This window comes from Paenibacillus pseudetheri (genome assembly GCF_924513355.1).
GTDB classification, from domain to species: domain Bacteria; phylum Bacillota; class Bacilli; order Paenibacillales; family Paenibacillaceae; genus Paenibacillus_AQ; species Paenibacillus_AQ pseudetheri.
In genome coordinates, this window is sequence record NZ_CAKMAB010000010.1 from 33,850 (window position 1) to 50,083 (window position 16,234).

The following is a 16,234-nucleotide window of genomic DNA, read 5'->3' on the forward strand; positions in this document are numbered from 1 at the left end:
AGAGGAGGCATGAGGATTGAGTACGGAGTTTATTATCGGTCTAGCAAGCCAAGCCGTATATTTAGTGCTGGAAGTCAGCGCTCCCATGCTGATTCTTGGTCTGGTGGTGGGGCTAATAATCAGTATCTTTCAAGCTACGACACAGATTCAGGAACAGACGCTTGCGTTTGTTCCAAAAATCGTCGCAGTACTGCTGGCTTTATTGCTATTTGGACCGTGGATCATCACGAAGCTAATTGACTTTACTAGCCAAATTCTAGGCAATCTCTATATGTATATTGGTTAAGCAATGAACATGGATACCTTATTGCAAAGTTTACCCGTCTTTTTGCTTATTTTTTGTCGAATTACAGCCTTTTTTGTTGTCGTTCCTGTATTTTCTTCTCAAGGAGTACCGACAACTTTTAAGATAGGCATATCTTTTTTTGTAGCATTGGTAGTCTTTAGTGCGAATGGAACAGGGATTACGATCCCGCAGGATTTTAGTTATATTTTGCTGATTATGAGAGAGGTATTAATAGGTTTATTGCTAGGTTTCATTGGATATCTGATGTTTATGGCGATTCAGACAGCAGGTTCTTTCATTGATATTCAGATTGGCTTTGGTATTGCCAACGTCATTGATCCTATGACAGGAACGTCAGCACCTATTCTCGGTAATTTCAAATATATGATAGCCCTGCTAATGTTTTTGAGTATGAATGGACATCACCATTTACTAGATGCTATTGTGTACAGCTATAAATGGATTCCTATGAATAATGATTTATTTCTACGCATGGTTGATGGTAGTTTGTCAGAGTTTCTGGTCCGAACATTTGCACAGTCGTTTGTATTAGCTTTTCAAATGTCGGCTCCATTAGTTACTGCACTGTTTCTGACCGATGTTGGTCTTGCTTTTTTGGCGAGAACTGCTCCGCAATATAATGTATTCGTTATTGGGGTTCCGCTAAAAATCATCATAGGTATTGCACTTCTTTTAGTGCTGATGCCAGGTCTGGCTGTGTTGTTTCAGAATCTCTTCGAAATCATGTTCGAATCCATGGAGAATTTACTGGGTCTCATGGGGAAGAAGCCGTAGGTGACCGTAAGGGGAGAGTATTATGCCTAAGACGAAGCGTTATAGACTAGATCTTCAACTCTTCGCCGGTGAAAAGACGGAAAAAGCAACCCCGAAGAAACGGCAGGATGCTCGTAAAAAAGGTCAAGTAGCCAAAAGTGCTGAGCTGTCTGGTGCGGTTGTATTGCTAGCTGCGGTAGTTAGCTTGATGATGTTTGGTGGTTTTATGAAAGAGCGTTTTATAAAGCTATACACGGACGTTTTTCAGAATCGTATGATGCTGGACGTTACGCCTGAGAATATAACGCTGCTATTTAATCAGTATGGATTGCAAATCTTGATTTTGCTAGCTCCATTACTTGGAATTACGTTTGTTATGGCGCTTGTCTCCAACTTGGCGCAGGTGGGCTTTATGGCTACGGGAGAGGGGATTACTCCTAAATTCAGTAAGATTAATCCGATAAAAGGATTCAAAAATATTTTCTCTATGCGTTCGTTTGTAGAATTCCTGAAATCAATATTCAAGCTTCTAATTATTTCTTATCTGGTATATAGCACGTTATGGGGAGAAAAGAAGAACTTTGCATCCCTGTCGCATATCAGTGCGGAGGGGATTTTTAAGTTTGCGGCCAAGCTGACGATGAGTCTTGGTTTGAAAATCGGGGTTGCACTGCTAATTATGGCTTTTCTAGATTTTATGTATCAGAAGTACGAGCACGAAAAAAGCCTGAAAATGTCCAAGCAGGATATCAAGGATGAATACAAAAAAATGGAGGGTGACCCTCTAATTAAAGGTAAGATCAGGGAACGCCAACGCAGAATGGCCATGCAGCGTATGATGCAGGAAGTTCCTAACGCGGATGTAATTATTACAAATCCAACTCACTTTGCTGTTGCGCTAAAATATGATGGCTCCACAATGGAGGCGCCACAGATTATTGCAAAAGGGCAGGATTATGTAGCACTTCGTATTCGGGAGCTAGCTAAAGAACATGGCGTCGTGACTATGGAAAACAAACCGCTGGCACGGGCATTATTCCAAAGAGCAGAAATTGGAGATGTCGTTCCAAATGATCTGTTTCAGGCTGTAGCTGAAGTGCTGGCATATGTATATAAACTTAAAGGTAAGAGGAAATAAGGCGGGGGGTTAGGACATTGAAAGCTAAAGATTTAACAGTTTTGCTAGGCATCATCGGTATCGTGCTTATGATGATTCTGCCTATCCCGTCCTGGCTTTTGGACGTTTTGCTAGTTATTAATATCTCTATAGCATTAATTATCATATTAGTTGCTATGAACACGAAGAATGCACTCGAATTTTCAATTTTTCCTTCACTATTGCTTGTTACGACATTGTTTCGTCTGTCACTAAATATTTCGACTACGAAATTGATCCTGACTTATGGAGATGCCGGTTCCGTGGTATCTACTTTCGGAAGCTGGATCGCTGGTGGACAAATTGCCGTTGGATTTATCGTGTTTCTGATTTTGGTAGTAGTTCAGTTTATTGTTATTACTAAAGGGTCTGAGCGTGTAGCTGAGGTAGGGGCGAGATTTACCTTGGATGCAATGCCCGGCAAGCAGATGAGTATTGATGCGGATCTTAACGCAGGCATGATTAACGAAACACAGGCACGTGAACGTCGCCGCAATGTTGAGCGGGAGGCGGATTTTTTCGGAGCCATGGATGGTGCGAGTAAATTCGTTAAAGGAGACGCGATTGCGAGTATCATTATTCTGTTGATCAATCTTATTGGTGGATTTATTATCGGTATGGTTGTGCACGGAATGGATTTCTCCACTGCGTTATCTACTTATTCCGTATTGACGATCGGGGACGGTCTAGTCAGCCAAATTCCTGCTTTGCTCATTTCGACTGCAGCAGGTCTTATCGTTACTAGAGCTTCATCGGAAGGTAATCTGGCAGAAGAATTAACAGGTCAGTTACTCTCCTATCCAAAATTGTTATATATTGTTGCAGTTACTGTTGCTTTTCTAGGTCTCTTTACACCTATACATATGATTACTACGCTCCCGCTAGCTGGTTTGCTGGCTTTTGCAGCCTATAGTATGGGACAAAATTTAAATCGAAAACAGATTGCCGAAGAGCAGCTTGTTGAAGAGAAACAGATTGAAGAGGTACGAAGTCCGGAAAGTGTAATTAATTTACTCTCTGTAGATCCTATTGAATTCGAGTTCGGCTATGGCCTTATACCTTTGGCAGATACAGGTCAGGGTGGAGATTTACTAGATCGTATCATCATGATTCGACGGCAATGTGCCCTTGAAATGGGTCTTGTAGTGCCTGTTATTCGCATTCGCGACAATATTCAACTAAAACCGAATGAATATGTCATAAAAATTAAAGGAAATACTGTCGGCGGCGGTGAATTATTACTTAATCACTACTTGGCCATGAGTCCCGGCTATGATGATGAATCTATAAACGGTATTGAGACCATTGAACCATCCTTTGGACTTCCTGCGTTATGGATTGACGAATCGGTTAAAGAGCGGGCTGAATTGTCCGGCTATACCGTGGTAGATCCACCATCCGTTGTTGCAACACATTTGACGGAGCTGATTAAGCGGTATGGACATGAGTTGTTAGGACGACAAGAAACTAAGATGTTGGTGGATAACTTAAGAGACAATTATCCTGTGCTTGTTGATGATCTTATTCCTTCTGTGTTGGCGATTGGGGATGTGCAAAAGGTACTTGCCAAGCTGCTGCGCGAGAAAATATCAATCAGGGATTTAGTTACTATTTTCGAGACGTTAGCGGACTACGGGACTTACACTAAGGATCCTGATATTCTTACCGAATATGTTCGTCAGTCCTTGTCCAGACAGATTACTCAGCAATTCTCGCAAGTAGGAGAGACTCTGAAGGTTATTACGGTGGGACCTAATCTGGAGAAGAAAATTTCTGAGAGTGTGCAGCAATCAGAACAGGGCAGTTACCTGGCATTGGATCCAGCATCGACTCAAACGATCTATCAGCGGTTAAGTGAACAGATCAACCGACTGCTGCAGTCAGGACAACAGCCCATTGTACTCACATCACCAACCATTCGTATGTATTTGCGGCAGGTGATTGAACGGACAATGCAGGATATTCCTGTACTGTCTTATAGCGAACTAGAGCCTAACATTGAAATACAAAGCGTCGGAGTGGTGAATTTATGAGAGTGAAGCGTTATGTGGTGGATACGATGCCTGACGCCATGCATTCCATTCGGAGTGAGCTTGGAAGCGAGGCTGTAATTTTAAGTACTAAAGAAATCAAGATTGGCGGATTTTTAGGATTGTTTAAAAAGAAAAAAATAGAGGTAGTAGCGGCTGTTGAAAAAGCTCAAAAGGAGAGTGCTCCTGAAAAGCTTGTGAAGCCTGCGATGAACATTCCGCGCAGCGCTGTCCCGCAAGCTTACCAAAAAGCTTCATCTTCATCATCATCATCTGCTTCTACTGTCACGGTGGAAAAGCCGGAAGAGCCTCGGTCCTTTGCGGAAATCGCCGCTGCCTTATCCGAAGCTATTGATGTAAAGGAATCAATAGCCAAACATCCAGAGCCTGATCAGAAATCGCTTGAATCCAATCCAGATGAAGCTACCTCTGTATCAGCCTTATATGAATCCTTAGGGTTAGATCAAACACCAGAGGTTGCCTCGGCGCTTGAGAATGATGTTCTTCGTGAAATTAGAGATATGAAGCTTTGGATGGAACGAATTGCGAGGCAGTCATCAGGGGCAAGAGAGTTACCGGATAGTCTCCAGCAGCTTAGAGATCTTTTGATTGAGCAGGAGATGGATACTGTACTTGTTGAAGAATGGATTAGTAATATCTCTGAACGTTGGGCGGATGAAGGGCGTACTTGGGGACCTGAGAAATTTCAGGAGTCCTTGAAAGAACAGCTCGATGGATTCCTGGCAGGGCGAATCGCTGATGGAATTGCACGTGATACCCAAATCGTATATATTGCAGGGCCCACAGGAGTCGGGAAAACTACTACCATAGCCAAGCTTGCGGCTGAACAGCTATTCAAAAACGGACGCAAGGTTGGTTTTATCACCTCTGATACGTATCGGATTTCAGCTGTGGAGCAGTTGCGTACATACGCAGCTATCCTGAATGTTCCGCTAGAGGTAGTACAATCTCCCGGAGATTTACAAAGAGCACTCTTTCGATTGGAGAGTTGTGATCTTGTAATAATGGATACAGCTGGACGGAATTATCGCAATGATATGCTTGTAGCAGAACTGCAAAGCTTGTTAGCAAAGGAGTTAAGAAGTGAGACCTATCTTGTGCTCAGCTTGACTTCGAAAAGCCGTGATATGAAATTGATTGCTGAGCATTTCGGCAGGTACAAGCTGGATAAAGTTATTTTTACCAAGCTAGATGAGACGGGAAGTTATGGACCACTCTTTAACGTCCTGAATGATTTCCCTCTCACTTTATCTTATATGACCAATGGTCAAAATGTACCTGACGATTTATTAATGGCTTCCAAAGAACAACTTAGTGAGATGCTTCTTGGAACAGGTGAAACATGATGGATCAGGCACAATCCTTGAGACAGCTTGTATCCAGTCAGGAGCCTAAACTAGCTGAAAAAAGGGAAACATCCGCCCGAATCATTACTGTCTGTAGTGGTAAAGGTGGCGTAGGGAAATCGAATTTCACACTTAATTTCGCTTTAACTTTAAAAGCAATGGGAAAGAGAGTATTGCTGTTCGATGCAGATATTGGCATGGCTAACATAGATGTGTTAATGGGCGTGTCGACGAAGTATAACCTATATCATCTGTTAAAAAGAGAAGCGGATATTGAGCAGATTATTCAGTTAGGACCGAACGGGCTTCCTTTTATAGCTGGTGGGTCGGGCATGGATGAGTTGTTTTCTCTTTCGGAATCAGACCTTAATTATTTCACAGCCCAGATAGCCCTTATAGCGGACAGCATGGATTATATTTTGTTCGATACAGGTGCTGGATTATCTAAGGAAACGATGAAGTTTATAACCTCTGCGGACGATTGCCTAGTAGTTACAACACCAGAGCCAACGGCTATTACAGACGCTTACGCATTAATGAAGGTTGTGAATCGGACGTATCCGGAGATTTCTTTTAAACTGATCGTGAATCAAGCGGGTGATGAGAGAGAAGCATCAGTGACAAGTGATAAGATCCGCATGGCCGCCAGTCGTTTTTTGCAAATGGATGTTTCCTATCTTGGTCATATAAGCTCAGATGCCCATGTAGTGCAGGCTGTCAAAAGGCAGACGCCATTTTCATTGGCTTTTCCAAACAGTGTTGCTGCAAAAGATATACATCGGCTAGCCCTAAGTTATTTGACCATAGATGATAAAAAAGATACAAAGGTTCAAGGTATTAAAGGCTTTATCCATAAATGGTTAAAGCGAAGTAAATAATTGTTCTGAATCTGGGACAGAGGTGGAAATGATATGAAGCCATATAAAGTTTTGGTTGTTGATGATTCTGCATTTATGCGCAAGATCATTTCCGATTTAATTGAAAATGACGCTGACTTTCAGGTGACGGCAACAGCCACAAATGGCCGCGAGGCTATCGAGAAGATAAACAAACTTCGACCGGATCTAGTTACTATGGATGTAGAAATGCCGGAGATGAACGGCCTGGAAGCGCTGAAAATAATAATGGCGTCAGATCCGCTGCCAGTGATTATGCTGTCAGGCATCAATGAAGAGGGCATGAAGGAAACCATTCTCGCACTGGAATGGGGCGCTTTTGATTTTATTCGTAAACCTTCAATATCAAATTCCCAGGATATTACGGGCGTAGGGGAATCCCTAAGAGAGCAAATGAAAGAAGCTATGTTGGCTCGAGAGCAACGTGAAGCGCGAGCATCTGCTTTTAGGATGCCTGACATCACGCCTTTAGAGCCATTACTGCCGACTCCATCGAGATTATTACCGGATAAATCCAAGGCAGCACTTAAATCTTCTCTCAAAGATGAAGGAATGAGAAAACCTCGGGGGAAACAGCCAGTAGATAGTATTATCCCTAAAAAAGCTACCAAACCAATCATCTCTGCTAAAACACCGATAATCGAAAAGGCTAAACCAAAGTCTAAAGCAGAGAATAAACCAATTCCGCCCAAACCGGTGATAGATTCTTTAGTGGAGGTATCGTCTGATCCTCCAGGACTTTCTCCGGATCGAATGGTTGGTAGCAAGAATTTACACAAATTAGTTGCAGTCGGTTGTTCTACAGGCGGACCTCGTGCACTGAAGGTACTCCTGGAGAAAATCCCAGCGGATTTTCCAGCTCCTATTGTCATTGTGCAGCATATGCCGCCTAACTTTACGAAATCACTAGCCCAGCGACTGAATACATTCAGTCCGCTAGAAGTGTTAGAAGCAGAGCAGGGGATGATATTAAGAAAAGGAGCCGCTTATATTGCACCTGGAGGTTATCATTTACAAGTAACCCCAACATCTAAAGGGCAATATGCAGTTGTACTCACGAAGGAGGAGGCGCGAAATGGCCACCGACCTTCAGTGGATGTTTTATTCGAATCATTGCTTCCGCTCACATCTCTGGATCGGCACGTATTGCTGATGACAGGGATGGGTAGTGATGGTGCTAGGATGATGAAATCTCTCTATGACTCAGGGGTTACCTCAACTTTTGCTGAAAGTGAAGAGACCTGTGTCGTTTACGGGATGCCGCGATCTGCGGTGGAATTGCAGTGCGTCAAACATGTACTGCCTTTGCAAGAAATTGCTCCAAGGCTAGTGCAAGCCGTTAAATAACGGAAAAGCGAACTCGAAGGGGAGGTGCTCTACTATGGACATGAACCAATATTTATCCATGTTTATTGATGAGTCGAATGATCATCTGCAGTCATTGAACGAGAGCATGATGGGGCTGGAAGCGAATCCTGAGGATCTTAGTATCGTGCAGGTAATATTCCGCTCTGCGCATACCTTAAAAGGTATGGCAGCGACTATGGGCTTTGAAGATCTGGCTTCACTTACACACCAAATGGAGAATGTGTTAGACCTTGTACGTAATAACAAGCTGCGCATGCAGGATTTCATTTTTGATACGTTATTCAAAAGTTTGGATGCCTTAGAGTCTATGGTTGAGGATATTACTAGAGGTGGCGAAGGTAAAGCAGATGTATCAGCCATTGTCTCATCCCTACAGGCTATCGTCCGGGGTGAGATTCCAGTTGAAGGCGGAGCAGCCTCTGCTGTTAATACACCTGCTGCACAAGCAGCTGAAACTCCGATTCATTTAGATGAGTTTCAATTTTCTGTTATAGAACAATCGATTCAGGAAGGGCATCATGCATTGTATGTAGACGTAACGATCCGTAAGGATTGTCAACTCAAGGCTGTACGTGCATATATGGTGTTTGATTTACTTGAACGTTCAGGGGAAGTAGTTAAATCCTTCCCGTCCGTTCAAGATATAGAACAAGAGAAATTTGACCAAAGCTTCTCACTCTATTACATAACCCAAAAAACCGCTGATCAGATTCAGGCCATGATTATGAATTTGTCTGAAATTGATAAAGTAACAGTAGTAGCACTAGATCAGGAATCCTTGAAAATGCTTGGTCAAGAATCGGCAGCTGCCGTGTCAGAGGTTGCCGCAACAGTCACTGTAGAGGAAACAACTCCTGCTGCTCCAGTAGCATCTAAACCATTGCCTACCAAAGATGAAGGTAATAAGCCTGGAGCAGCCAAAACAGGAGGGGCGCCTTCACGTACGATTCGCGTAGATATCGAACGCTTAGACGTGCTCATGAATCTATTTAGTGAACTTCTGATTGACAGAGTTCGTTTAGAACAGCTGGCTTCAGAGGTTCAGAATGGTGATCTTACGGAAACCGTCGAGCATATGGGCAGAGTAAGCGGAGATCTCCAGAATATTGTGATGAAGCTTCGCATGGTTCCGGTAGATACCGTATTTAATCGGTTCCCACGTATGGTTCGTGATTTAGCTAAATCGCTTGATAAGAAAGTAGATCTAATTGTAACGGGTGCCGAAACAGAGCTTGACCGGACGGTAATTGATGAAATTGGTGATCCGCTTGTGCATTTATTGCGTAATGCGGTTGATCACGGAATTGAATCCATTGCTGACCGTATTGCTGCTGGTAAACCTGAGACTGGGACAGTTCATCTACGTGCTTTCCACAGCGGGAATCATGTCTTCATTGAAATTGAGGAAGATGGAACAGGTATTTATCCAGATAAGGTTCTGAAGTCTGCTGTGAAAAAAGGCGTGATCACGCAAGAGCAAGCAGCGAATATGACGGATGATGAAGCTTATCAATTGCTATTTGCACCAGGTTTCAGCACGGCAGAAGTTATTTCTGATGTCTCAGGTCGTGGCGTAGGACTGGATGTAGTAAAAGCTAAGATTTCTTCCCTGGGTGGTAATGTAACGATCTATTCTTCACCAGGCAAAGGTACGAATTTCTCAGTTCAGTTGCCACTTACTCTATCTATTATTGCAGCCATGCTTGTTCGATTGGGTTCTGAGAAATATGCCATTCCATTATCCTCTATTGTAGAGACTGGAATCGTGAAGAACACTCAAATCCGTATGATTCATGGCAACAAAATGATAGAGTTCCGGAATTCTCATATTCCACTAGTTTCTCTAAGTCGTCTATTTTCAGTGCCTGATTATGATGAGAGTACTGAAGAAGAGACAGAGATCGTAGTTGTGCGTAAGGGAGAACGTCTTGTAGCCTTAGCTGTACAGGATTTTATTGGTCAGAACGAGGTCGTTATCAAGAATCTGGGTAAATATTTACCTGAAATTCAAGGGATATCTGGCGCTACGATACTTGGAGATGGTCAAGTCGCACTTATTATTGATCCGAACGCTTTTATTAAATAACTAGGATAGAATAGGGAGGTTCGTTCCATGGCTGAAGATATTAAAGTGATAGTGTTTAAATTAGGCTCAGAGGAATACGGTATCGAAGTTGAGAAGGTACAAACCATTGAGCGCATGATGCCAATAACTCGTGTACCTAAAACATATTCGTTTATCAAGGGTGTAATTAATTTACGTGGTGTTGTTATTCCTGTGATTGACCTTCGAGGCCGCTTTGGGATCGAAGAGGCGGAGCAAACAGATCAGTCTCGTGTAATTATCGTATCTGTTAATGAAATGGAAGTAGGTTTCATTGTAGATTCAGCAAATGATGTAATAGATTTGAACAGGGATTCTATCGATACACCTCCAGATGTTGTTGGCGGCATCAAAGCGAAGTATTTAGATGGGGTGGCCAAGATAGGTGAAGAGCGCTTGCTGATCATGCTTAATCTGTCAGAAGTGCTTAACAAAGGCGAAATCGTTCAATTAGAAAGCCTAGAGGGTTAACCTGTGGAATTATTTAAGCACTATAAGGATTTTAAAATGGATGTGCTTAAGGAAGTCGGAAATATTGGAGCTGGGAATGCAGCCACCGCATTATCACAGCTCTTGAATAAGCCGATTGATATGGCTGTTCCCAAGGTACAGCTTCTCAACTTTGAAGAGATTACGGACAAAGTTGGTGGAGCTGAAGAACTAGTATATGCAGTTTTCTTACGTGTGGAGGGAGAAGCTCCGGGCAACCTGTTTTTCATTCTTTCACCGGAAGCCGCTTTGAACTTACTCAGTCGCATTGCAGGCATCGAGATTTTAAGTGACCAAGAACTTGGAGAAATGGAACTTTCCGCGCTAAGTGAAATTGGAAATATTTTAGCAGGATCGTACCTATCCTCTCTTGCAGACTTTACCTCACTTTCTATGTATCCAACAGTTCCCGCACTTGCCATGGATATGGCTGGAGCCATCCTAAGCTACGGTTTGCTGCAATTTGGGCAAATGGGTGACGATGCATTGTTGATCGATACTACCTTTTTTGAGGGGAAAAACGAAATTGAAGGGCAATTTTTCCTTATTCCCGATCCGGAATCATTCCCGAAAATCTTCAAATCGCTAGGAGTTCCGTTTGAAAATGATTGAAGAACAAAGCATCATTAAAGTAGGGATGGCAGATCTTAACATTGGAAGCCAGGATAGTTTGATTCGTACAACGGGTCTTGGCTCCTGCGTGGGATTGACATTGTTTGACCCTGGAAAAAAACTCGCGGGAATGGCGCATGTGATGCTCCCTACTTCTGAGATTGCTAGGGAAGGGCAATTAAACATCGCTAAGTTTGCAGACACTGCAGTGCCGGAGCTCTTATCCCGTTTGCTGGAGCTTGGTGCGGTTCGGAGTCGGATCGTAGCCAAGATGGCAGGAGGATCACAAATGTTTGCCTTTGCCGGGGGGAGCGACACCATGAGGATCGGGCCTCGTAATGTTGAAGCTTGTAAACTTGCTCTTGAGCATTTAAAAATTCCCTTAATTGCGGAAGACACGGGCGGTAATTATGGCCGTACGATAGAAATTGCCTGCAACACTGGTGTATTGTTCATCCGCAGTGTGCAAAAAGGCGCTAAGGAAATATAAATATGAAGATGATAGGAAACATTTTTATAAACTTGCTGTTGGGTTTGATAGGTTTTGTATTCACATTTTTTGTAACCTACAGTAACAATGTTCTCGGTACTAGTTTATTACGAAGCCTATTAGGATTTATCATCTGGTTTCTGCTTGCTTTCCTCCTAAGATGGGTATTGGGTTTTATCGTGTATCAATCATCGCCTCCGGATGAACAGGATGTTGAGGAAGAAGAACTTGGTGCCAAGTTAGACATCAGTACCCCTAATGAGGATGAAGAGTTAATTAACCTACTCAAACCGAAGCCAGGACAAGGGAGTGGGAACAGTGAGGGGTTCAAGCCTCTTACACCCCCAAAACTAGTCTCTATGAAAGATCCTGAAGAATTGGCCAAGGCCGTTCGTCACCTGAAAGAAGAATAAGCGAGCGCTGTGGCGGAATCGGTTATCTTAAAATATAAGAATGTAAAAGGTTCACTAAATACTTTATTTCTTATATTTTTCGAAGGAACGATGGGCGTCCCAGAGAGGACGCCGAAGGCGTTTCTTCTTATGACTAGGCAGGTTTCGCCGCGACAAGCTCTCTGACTAAACTTTGGGAAGGGTGAAAGCTATTGAACGAGCGTAAAGCTTCTCAATTGGAAACTGACGAGCTATGGGAACAGTGGAAAGAACACAGTAACCCTGAAGCCAAAAAGAAGCTGATAGAGAGTTATCTCCATATTGTTGATTATGTATCCAGCCGTTTGGCTGTGGGGTTACCCAAAAATGTATCTAAAGATGATCTGGCCAGCAATGGAGTAATGGGATTAATTGATGCGATTGAAAAATTCGACTACAAACGGGGATTGCAGTTTCAGACCTATGCTTCCTGGCGTGTACGTGGTGCGATTTTAGATTCCTTACGCCAAAGTGATTGGGTCCCTAGATCTGTGCGAGAAAAAGCTAAAAAAATCGAGGACGCTTATCAGCAGCTGGAACAGAAGTATTTGAGATCCGTTAGTGATGAGGAAATGAGTCTATACCTGAATATTAGTGTAACAGAATTTCAAAATATGTTGCAGGATGTGGCTGTAATGTCACTATGTTCACTGGAAGACCCGATTCGTGAAGAGGAATCAGAGACCCGAATGTCCATACTGGTGGACGATAAAGCTAAAAATCCGGATAGCAAGGTAAATGAGTTCTACTTACGCGAAGCCCTCACCAAAGGTATTGAGAAATTAACGGTGAAAGAACGGACCGTTGTGTCCCTTTTATATTATGAAGATTTGTCATTGAGCGAAATCGCAGAGGTCATGTCGTTATCTCCTTCACGGATTTCGCAGCTTCATTCCAAGGCTATTTTACGGCTGAGGGGAACACTTGAGAAGAATCGCGATCTACTTATGCAGAACGATTAACCGTTAGCGGTGACAAGGGGGAGCAAAATTGATCGGTCAAAATGCCTTGGATCAGTACTTAAGTATTACTTTTTCGGATGACAAAGGGATCGCGTATTTGCAGTTCTCCAAAAAGGATGAGAATTTTTCCTGCTCACCTACAGAATTGGAAAGCTTCCTGCACAGTCACAATATTCGCTACGGGGTCCAGCGTGATGTTGTTGAACGTATTTGTAGTCATCCGGAGGAGTTTTTTTGGAGTAAAGTCGCTATTGCTATGGGTGAACCTGCTGTAAATGGAAGCGACGGAAGCATTATGCTGACTGTTGATCTGGAAGAGGATCGCAAGCCGCTTGAAAAAGCGGATGGTAAGGTGGATTATAAGGATTTAGTTCGGCTTCGTAACGTGCTCAAAGGAAAGTTGATAGCTAGAATTATCCCTGCTCAGCCTGGTAAACATGGAAAGACTGTAACAGGTGATGAGCTTGCTTTCAGAGCTGGAAGGGAAGCCCATTTTAAAGTCGGTAAGAACGTACTCGTTGATAATAATGAAACTTCGATGTATGCCGCAATTGACGGTCTTGTTACTTTAACCGATAGCGGTAAAATCAATGTGTTTCCTGTGTATGAAGTGAATGGTGATGTGGATTACAGTACTGGGAACATTGATTTTGTAGGTACGGTTGTTATTCGAGGAAACGTACTTTCAGGATTTTCTGTAAAGTCCGCCGGTGATATTCGTGTAGTTGGTGGGGTAGAAGGAGCAGAATTAATCTCTGGTGGATCCATCGAAATTACGGGTGGAATTATCGGCTATAACAAAGGACATGTAACCGCTGGCAAAAATGTTAAGGTCTCTTTCATTCAAGATGGTAATGTTACAGCCGGTGAAGATGTCATTGTATCCCAGAGCATTATGCATTCCAATATACGCGCGGGCAGAGATGTCCTTTGTAACGGAGCTAAGGGATTGATTGTTGGCGGAACTGTTCAGTCCGGGGAAAGAGTCGTTGCACGTACAATAGGCAATACCATGTCCACAGCGACTTCTATTGAGGTAGGTGTAGTGCCTGAACTCAGAAATGAGATTAACGAGCTGCGTCAATCTCTACGTCAGTTACTTGAAAATGAGGACAAAACCTCTAAAGCACTGTACCTTTTAAATCAATTGGCAACTAATGGTCAACTGCCTGCAGATAAAGTGGCGCTTCGCGTTAAATTGAATGCTACTAAACAGTCTCATCAACGTGAGGAAAAAAGAATTAAAGAACGTGTGCTAGAGATTGAAAGAATGCTAGAAGATACAGGCAGAGCTAGAGTTGAAGTGATCAAAACGATCTATGGCGGATCCAAAATTATGATCGGTAGATATACTCGATTTGTAAAGGACCCTACAGAACGAGTTGTATTTGTTTATAGTGAAGGTGATATATCCTTAACGCCATACAATTAATCGGGCGGGCAGCAATAGCGGCCGGCCATTCTTGAAATATAAGAAAGTATAAGTTTCACGTTATACATTATCCTTATATTTTTACGAGAAACGGTTATCGTCATTAAAAGACGGCGACATCGTTTCTTCTTATGAGAAGAGGGTTATGATGAGCCTAAAACCAGTGGAACTGCAAATTGCACTACCCCGGACTACGGAAGCGGGTAAGATTCAGAATGAATCTCAGCAGCGCCCCGCTATTGATCAGCATCAACTGGCCGGACAAAATGTGAAACAAAGCCAGGAAATGACCATGCGAAGCGCTGAAGTGGATGAATCTTCTGAATCTGCTTTACGCGATGGCGGAGATAAAGGCAATCATCATTCCGGGGGAAATCCTTCCTCGGAGAAACGTTCGAAGTCAGGCACTCGTGATGCGGAACATCCTTACAAAGGACAGCGTATTGATCTGAGTCTTTAATAAGTAATTATATTTGATATGTTAAAGGAGATAAGGCACTTGCAACCATGGGTGTATATTGTGCTAGTAGGTGTCGCCGCTATTCTTTATGCCCTTCTACTTCCAGCACGTATGAAGGAAAGAAAAGCAGAGCAGCAAAGCCTCAAAGAAACAGAGGCTGCACTTGAGTTATATATGGCTGACATAGAGCGCGAAAATGTAGAGCTAGTACAGTTGGTCAGCAGTATTAAACAGCAATCACAAACTAATCATGTAGCAATGCAAGGGCAAATTAGTGATTTGCAGCATCAATTGACAGAATTACAGCAAAGCTCTTTATTACTAGAGGGCCGAGTAACTAACGAAGAAAAGCGTTTAAGAGAGTTGGAAGTTTCGGTTGAGAAGGGTTCGTATGCTAAGGCTGCGGCGATCGGAGACCCATCAGCCGGAGCTGAAATGAGTTCAATACAACCAGAAGTGAAAGCGAAACCTATTAGTTCTATTAAATTGCGATATCCACGATTATTCGAACTACATAAGCAGGGGAAATCGATAGACTCCATTGCCAAGACGGCTGGACTTCAGCGGGGAGAAGTGCAACTGATTCTGCAACTCGCCAAACAGGAGGAATCGGTATGATGAAGAACCGTTCTTTTTTGTTCGGACTTGGCACTGGGCTAATTGCAGGCGCACTTTTACTCCAATTAATGATATCCGGTGGAGCGGCTCCACTCACCAAGGAACAGGTAATACAAGGTGCTGAGAAATTGAACTTGAAGATTATCGACGAATCTACTGAACCTCCTTCTGATGAGTCTGCTTTGGAGGACGCTGTTCAAGGTCAGAAGACAGACGGCGTTAATGAGGGCAGTACTGACAACGTGGCACCTTCTGAGCCTGCAGCAGCGGCTTCTCCCGCTCCTGTAGTATCTCCTACAGTATCTGATAACCCCAATAAGGTTGTCCCTCCTAAAGAGCCCTCAACGCCTAAAGAAGGTGCTGTTGAGAAGCCAGAGGTCACTACTGCACCATCTGCTGTTGCACCTGGTAAGCCTAAAGCCACTGCGAATACGGGGGTTGTTGTTCGTATACCTTCAGGTAGCACATTGACAAAAACAGCAGATATTTTGGAGAAGGCTGAAGTCATTAAGGACAAGGCTAGTTTTCTTAAAGCCGCCAATCAACGTCAGATCAATACGAAGATTCAGTCGGGTTCTTACACCTTTAATAAAGACGAGAGTCTAGGTTCTATACTAGAAAAATTAATAAGTTTTCAATGATCGTTGCATACACTAATGAAATGTGGTATAGTAATTGACGGTGTTAAAACACACGCCGGTTGATTTCGACAAGGGGTGCTTTCTTCTGAAGAAAGTCTTGCTGAAAGATGACGCACGG

The 16,234-nt window shown here is 43.1% G+C and carries 17 protein-coding genes; all 17 read left to right on the plus strand.

Annotated features, from left to right (window positions below; genetic code table 11):
• The first annotated feature begins 16 nt into the window (after window positions 1-16).
• The 17 genes from fliQ to L1028_RS11625 all read left to right on the plus strand — a co-directional run bounded on the left by fliQ (window position 17) and on the right by L1028_RS11625 (window position 16,116).
• Window positions 17-286: a flagellar biosynthesis protein FliQ gene (gene fliQ / locus L1028_RS11545; RefSeq protein ID WP_036688516.1), complete on the plus strand. Its 270-nt coding sequence runs from the start codon at window positions 17-19 to the stop codon at window positions 284-286.
• A gap of 9 nt (window positions 287-295) precedes the next feature.
• Complete coding sequence (gene fliR, locus L1028_RS11550) at window positions 296-1,081, plus strand: flagellar biosynthetic protein FliR (RefSeq protein WP_042194135.1); 786 nt, start codon at window positions 296-298, stop codon at window positions 1,079-1,081.
• A gap of 22 nt (window positions 1,082-1,103) precedes the next feature.
• Window positions 1,104-2,198 (plus strand): flagellar biosynthesis protein FlhB, encoded by a 1,095-nt coding sequence (flhB, locus tag L1028_RS11555; RefSeq protein WP_234533910.1) that lies wholly within the window; start codon window positions 1,104-1,106, stop codon window positions 2,196-2,198.
• A gap of 17 nt (window positions 2,199-2,215) precedes the next feature.
• Window positions 2,216-4,249 carry a flagellar biosynthesis protein FlhA gene (flhA, locus tag L1028_RS11560; protein ID WP_234533912.1) on the plus strand — a complete coding sequence of 678 codons (2,034 nt, stop codon included), beginning with the start codon at window positions 2,216-2,218 and terminating at the stop codon, window positions 4,247-4,249.
• Window positions 4,246-5,613: a flagellar biosynthesis GTPase FlhF gene (gene flhF / locus L1028_RS11565; RefSeq protein WP_234533914.1), complete on the plus strand. Its 1,368-nt coding sequence runs from the start codon at window positions 4,246-4,248 to the stop codon at window positions 5,611-5,613. The genes flhA and flhF overlap by 4 nt, the downstream gene beginning before the upstream one ends.
• The gene (locus L1028_RS11570; RefSeq protein WP_234533915.1) at window positions 5,610-6,491 is read left to right on the plus strand and encodes a MinD/ParA family protein; all 882 of its coding nucleotides are present in this window, start codon (window positions 5,610-5,612) and stop codon (window positions 6,489-6,491) included. Before flhF ends, L1028_RS11570 begins: the two co-directional genes overlap by 4 nt.
• Before the next feature lie 33 nt (window positions 6,492-6,524).
• Window positions 6,525-7,856, plus strand: a complete 1,332-nt coding sequence (locus tag L1028_RS11575) for a protein-glutamate methylesterase/protein-glutamine glutaminase (protein ID WP_234533918.1) — start codon at window positions 6,525-6,527, stop codon at window positions 7,854-7,856.
• Between the two features lie 34 nt (window positions 7,857-7,890).
• Window positions 7,891-9,963: a chemotaxis protein CheA gene (locus L1028_RS11580; RefSeq protein WP_234533920.1), complete on the plus strand. Its 2,073-nt coding sequence runs from the start codon at window positions 7,891-7,893 to the stop codon at window positions 9,961-9,963.
• A gap of 27 nt (window positions 9,964-9,990) precedes the next feature.
• On the plus strand, window positions 9,991-10,452 hold the full coding sequence (locus L1028_RS11585) for a chemotaxis protein CheW (protein ID WP_076285425.1): 462 nt from the start codon (window positions 9,991-9,993) through the stop codon (window positions 10,450-10,452).
• 36 nt (window positions 10,453-10,488) lie between these two features.
• A complete protein-coding gene (locus L1028_RS11590; protein ID WP_371915738.1) occupies window positions 10,489-11,082 on the plus strand; it encodes a chemotaxis protein CheC in 594 nt (197 codons plus the stop codon).
• Window positions 11,075-11,572 carry a chemotaxis protein CheD gene (locus L1028_RS11595; protein ID WP_234533922.1) on the plus strand — a complete coding sequence of 166 codons (498 nt, stop codon included), beginning with the start codon at window positions 11,075-11,077 and terminating at the stop codon, window positions 11,570-11,572. The genes L1028_RS11590 and L1028_RS11595 overlap by 8 nt, the downstream gene beginning before the upstream one ends.
• A 2-nt stretch (window positions 11,573-11,574) precedes the next feature.
• Complete coding sequence (locus L1028_RS11600) at window positions 11,575-11,985, plus strand: hypothetical protein (protein WP_234533924.1); 411 nt, start codon at window positions 11,575-11,577, stop codon at window positions 11,983-11,985.
• Window positions 11,986-12,176: 191 nt separating this feature from the next.
• Complete coding sequence (locus L1028_RS11605) at window positions 12,177-12,965, plus strand: FliA/WhiG family RNA polymerase sigma factor (protein WP_234533926.1); 789 nt, start codon at window positions 12,177-12,179, stop codon at window positions 12,963-12,965.
• A 28-nt stretch (window positions 12,966-12,993) separates the two neighbouring features.
• Complete coding sequence (locus L1028_RS11610; RefSeq protein WP_234533928.1) at window positions 12,994-14,397, plus strand: DUF342 domain-containing protein; 1,404 nt, start codon at window positions 12,994-12,996, stop codon at window positions 14,395-14,397.
• A 148-nt stretch (window positions 14,398-14,545) separates the two neighbouring features.
• Window positions 14,546-14,857 (plus strand): hypothetical protein, encoded by a 312-nt coding sequence (locus L1028_RS11615; RefSeq protein WP_094870301.1) that lies wholly within the window; start codon window positions 14,546-14,548, stop codon window positions 14,855-14,857.
• A gap of 39 nt (window positions 14,858-14,896) precedes the next feature.
• A complete protein-coding gene (locus tag L1028_RS11620; protein WP_234533932.1) occupies window positions 14,897-15,475 on the plus strand; it encodes a hypothetical protein in 579 nt (192 codons plus the stop codon).
• Complete coding sequence (locus L1028_RS11625; RefSeq protein ID WP_234533933.1) at window positions 15,472-16,116, plus strand: endolytic transglycosylase MltG; 645 nt, start codon at window positions 15,472-15,474, stop codon at window positions 16,114-16,116. The genes L1028_RS11620 and L1028_RS11625 overlap by 4 nt, the downstream gene beginning before the upstream one ends.
• The last annotated feature ends 118 nt before the right edge of the window (window positions 16,117-16,234 follow it).

Coding starts and splice junctions, on each gene's coding strand:
- L1028_RS11580 (WP_234533920.1), top strand. CDS start 7,891: ATGGACATGAACCAATATTTATCCATGTTTATTGATGAGTCGAATGAT.
- L1028_RS11590 (WP_371915738.1), top strand. CDS start 10,489: ATGGATGTGCTTAAGGAAGTCGGAAATATTGGAGCTGGGAATGCAGCC.
- L1028_RS11570 (WP_234533915.1), top strand. CDS start 5,610: ATGATGGATCAGGCACAATCCTTGAGACAGCTTGTATCCAGTCAGGAG.
- flhF (WP_234533914.1), top strand. CDS start 4,246: ATGAGAGTGAAGCGTTATGTGGTGGATACGATGCCTGACGCCATGCAT.
- flhB (WP_234533910.1), top strand. CDS start 1,104: ATGCCTAAGACGAAGCGTTATAGACTAGATCTTCAACTCTTCGCCGGT.
- L1028_RS11575 (WP_234533918.1), top strand. CDS start 6,525: ATGAAGCCATATAAAGTTTTGGTTGTTGATGATTCTGCATTTATGCGC.
- L1028_RS11615 (WP_094870301.1), top strand. CDS start 14,546: ATGAGCCTAAAACCAGTGGAACTGCAAATTGCACTACCCCGGACTACG.
- L1028_RS11600 (WP_234533924.1), top strand. CDS start 11,575: ATGAAGATGATAGGAAACATTTTTATAAACTTGCTGTTGGGTTTGATA.
- L1028_RS11585 (WP_076285425.1), top strand. CDS start 9,991: ATGGCTGAAGATATTAAAGTGATAGTGTTTAAATTAGGCTCAGAGGAA.
- L1028_RS11595 (WP_234533922.1), top strand. CDS start 11,075: ATGATTGAAGAACAAAGCATCATTAAAGTAGGGATGGCAGATCTTAAC.
- fliR (WP_042194135.1), top strand. CDS start 296: ATGGATACCTTATTGCAAAGTTTACCCGTCTTTTTGCTTATTTTTTGT.
- L1028_RS11625 (WP_234533933.1), top strand. CDS start 15,472: ATGATGAAGAACCGTTCTTTTTTGTTCGGACTTGGCACTGGGCTAATT.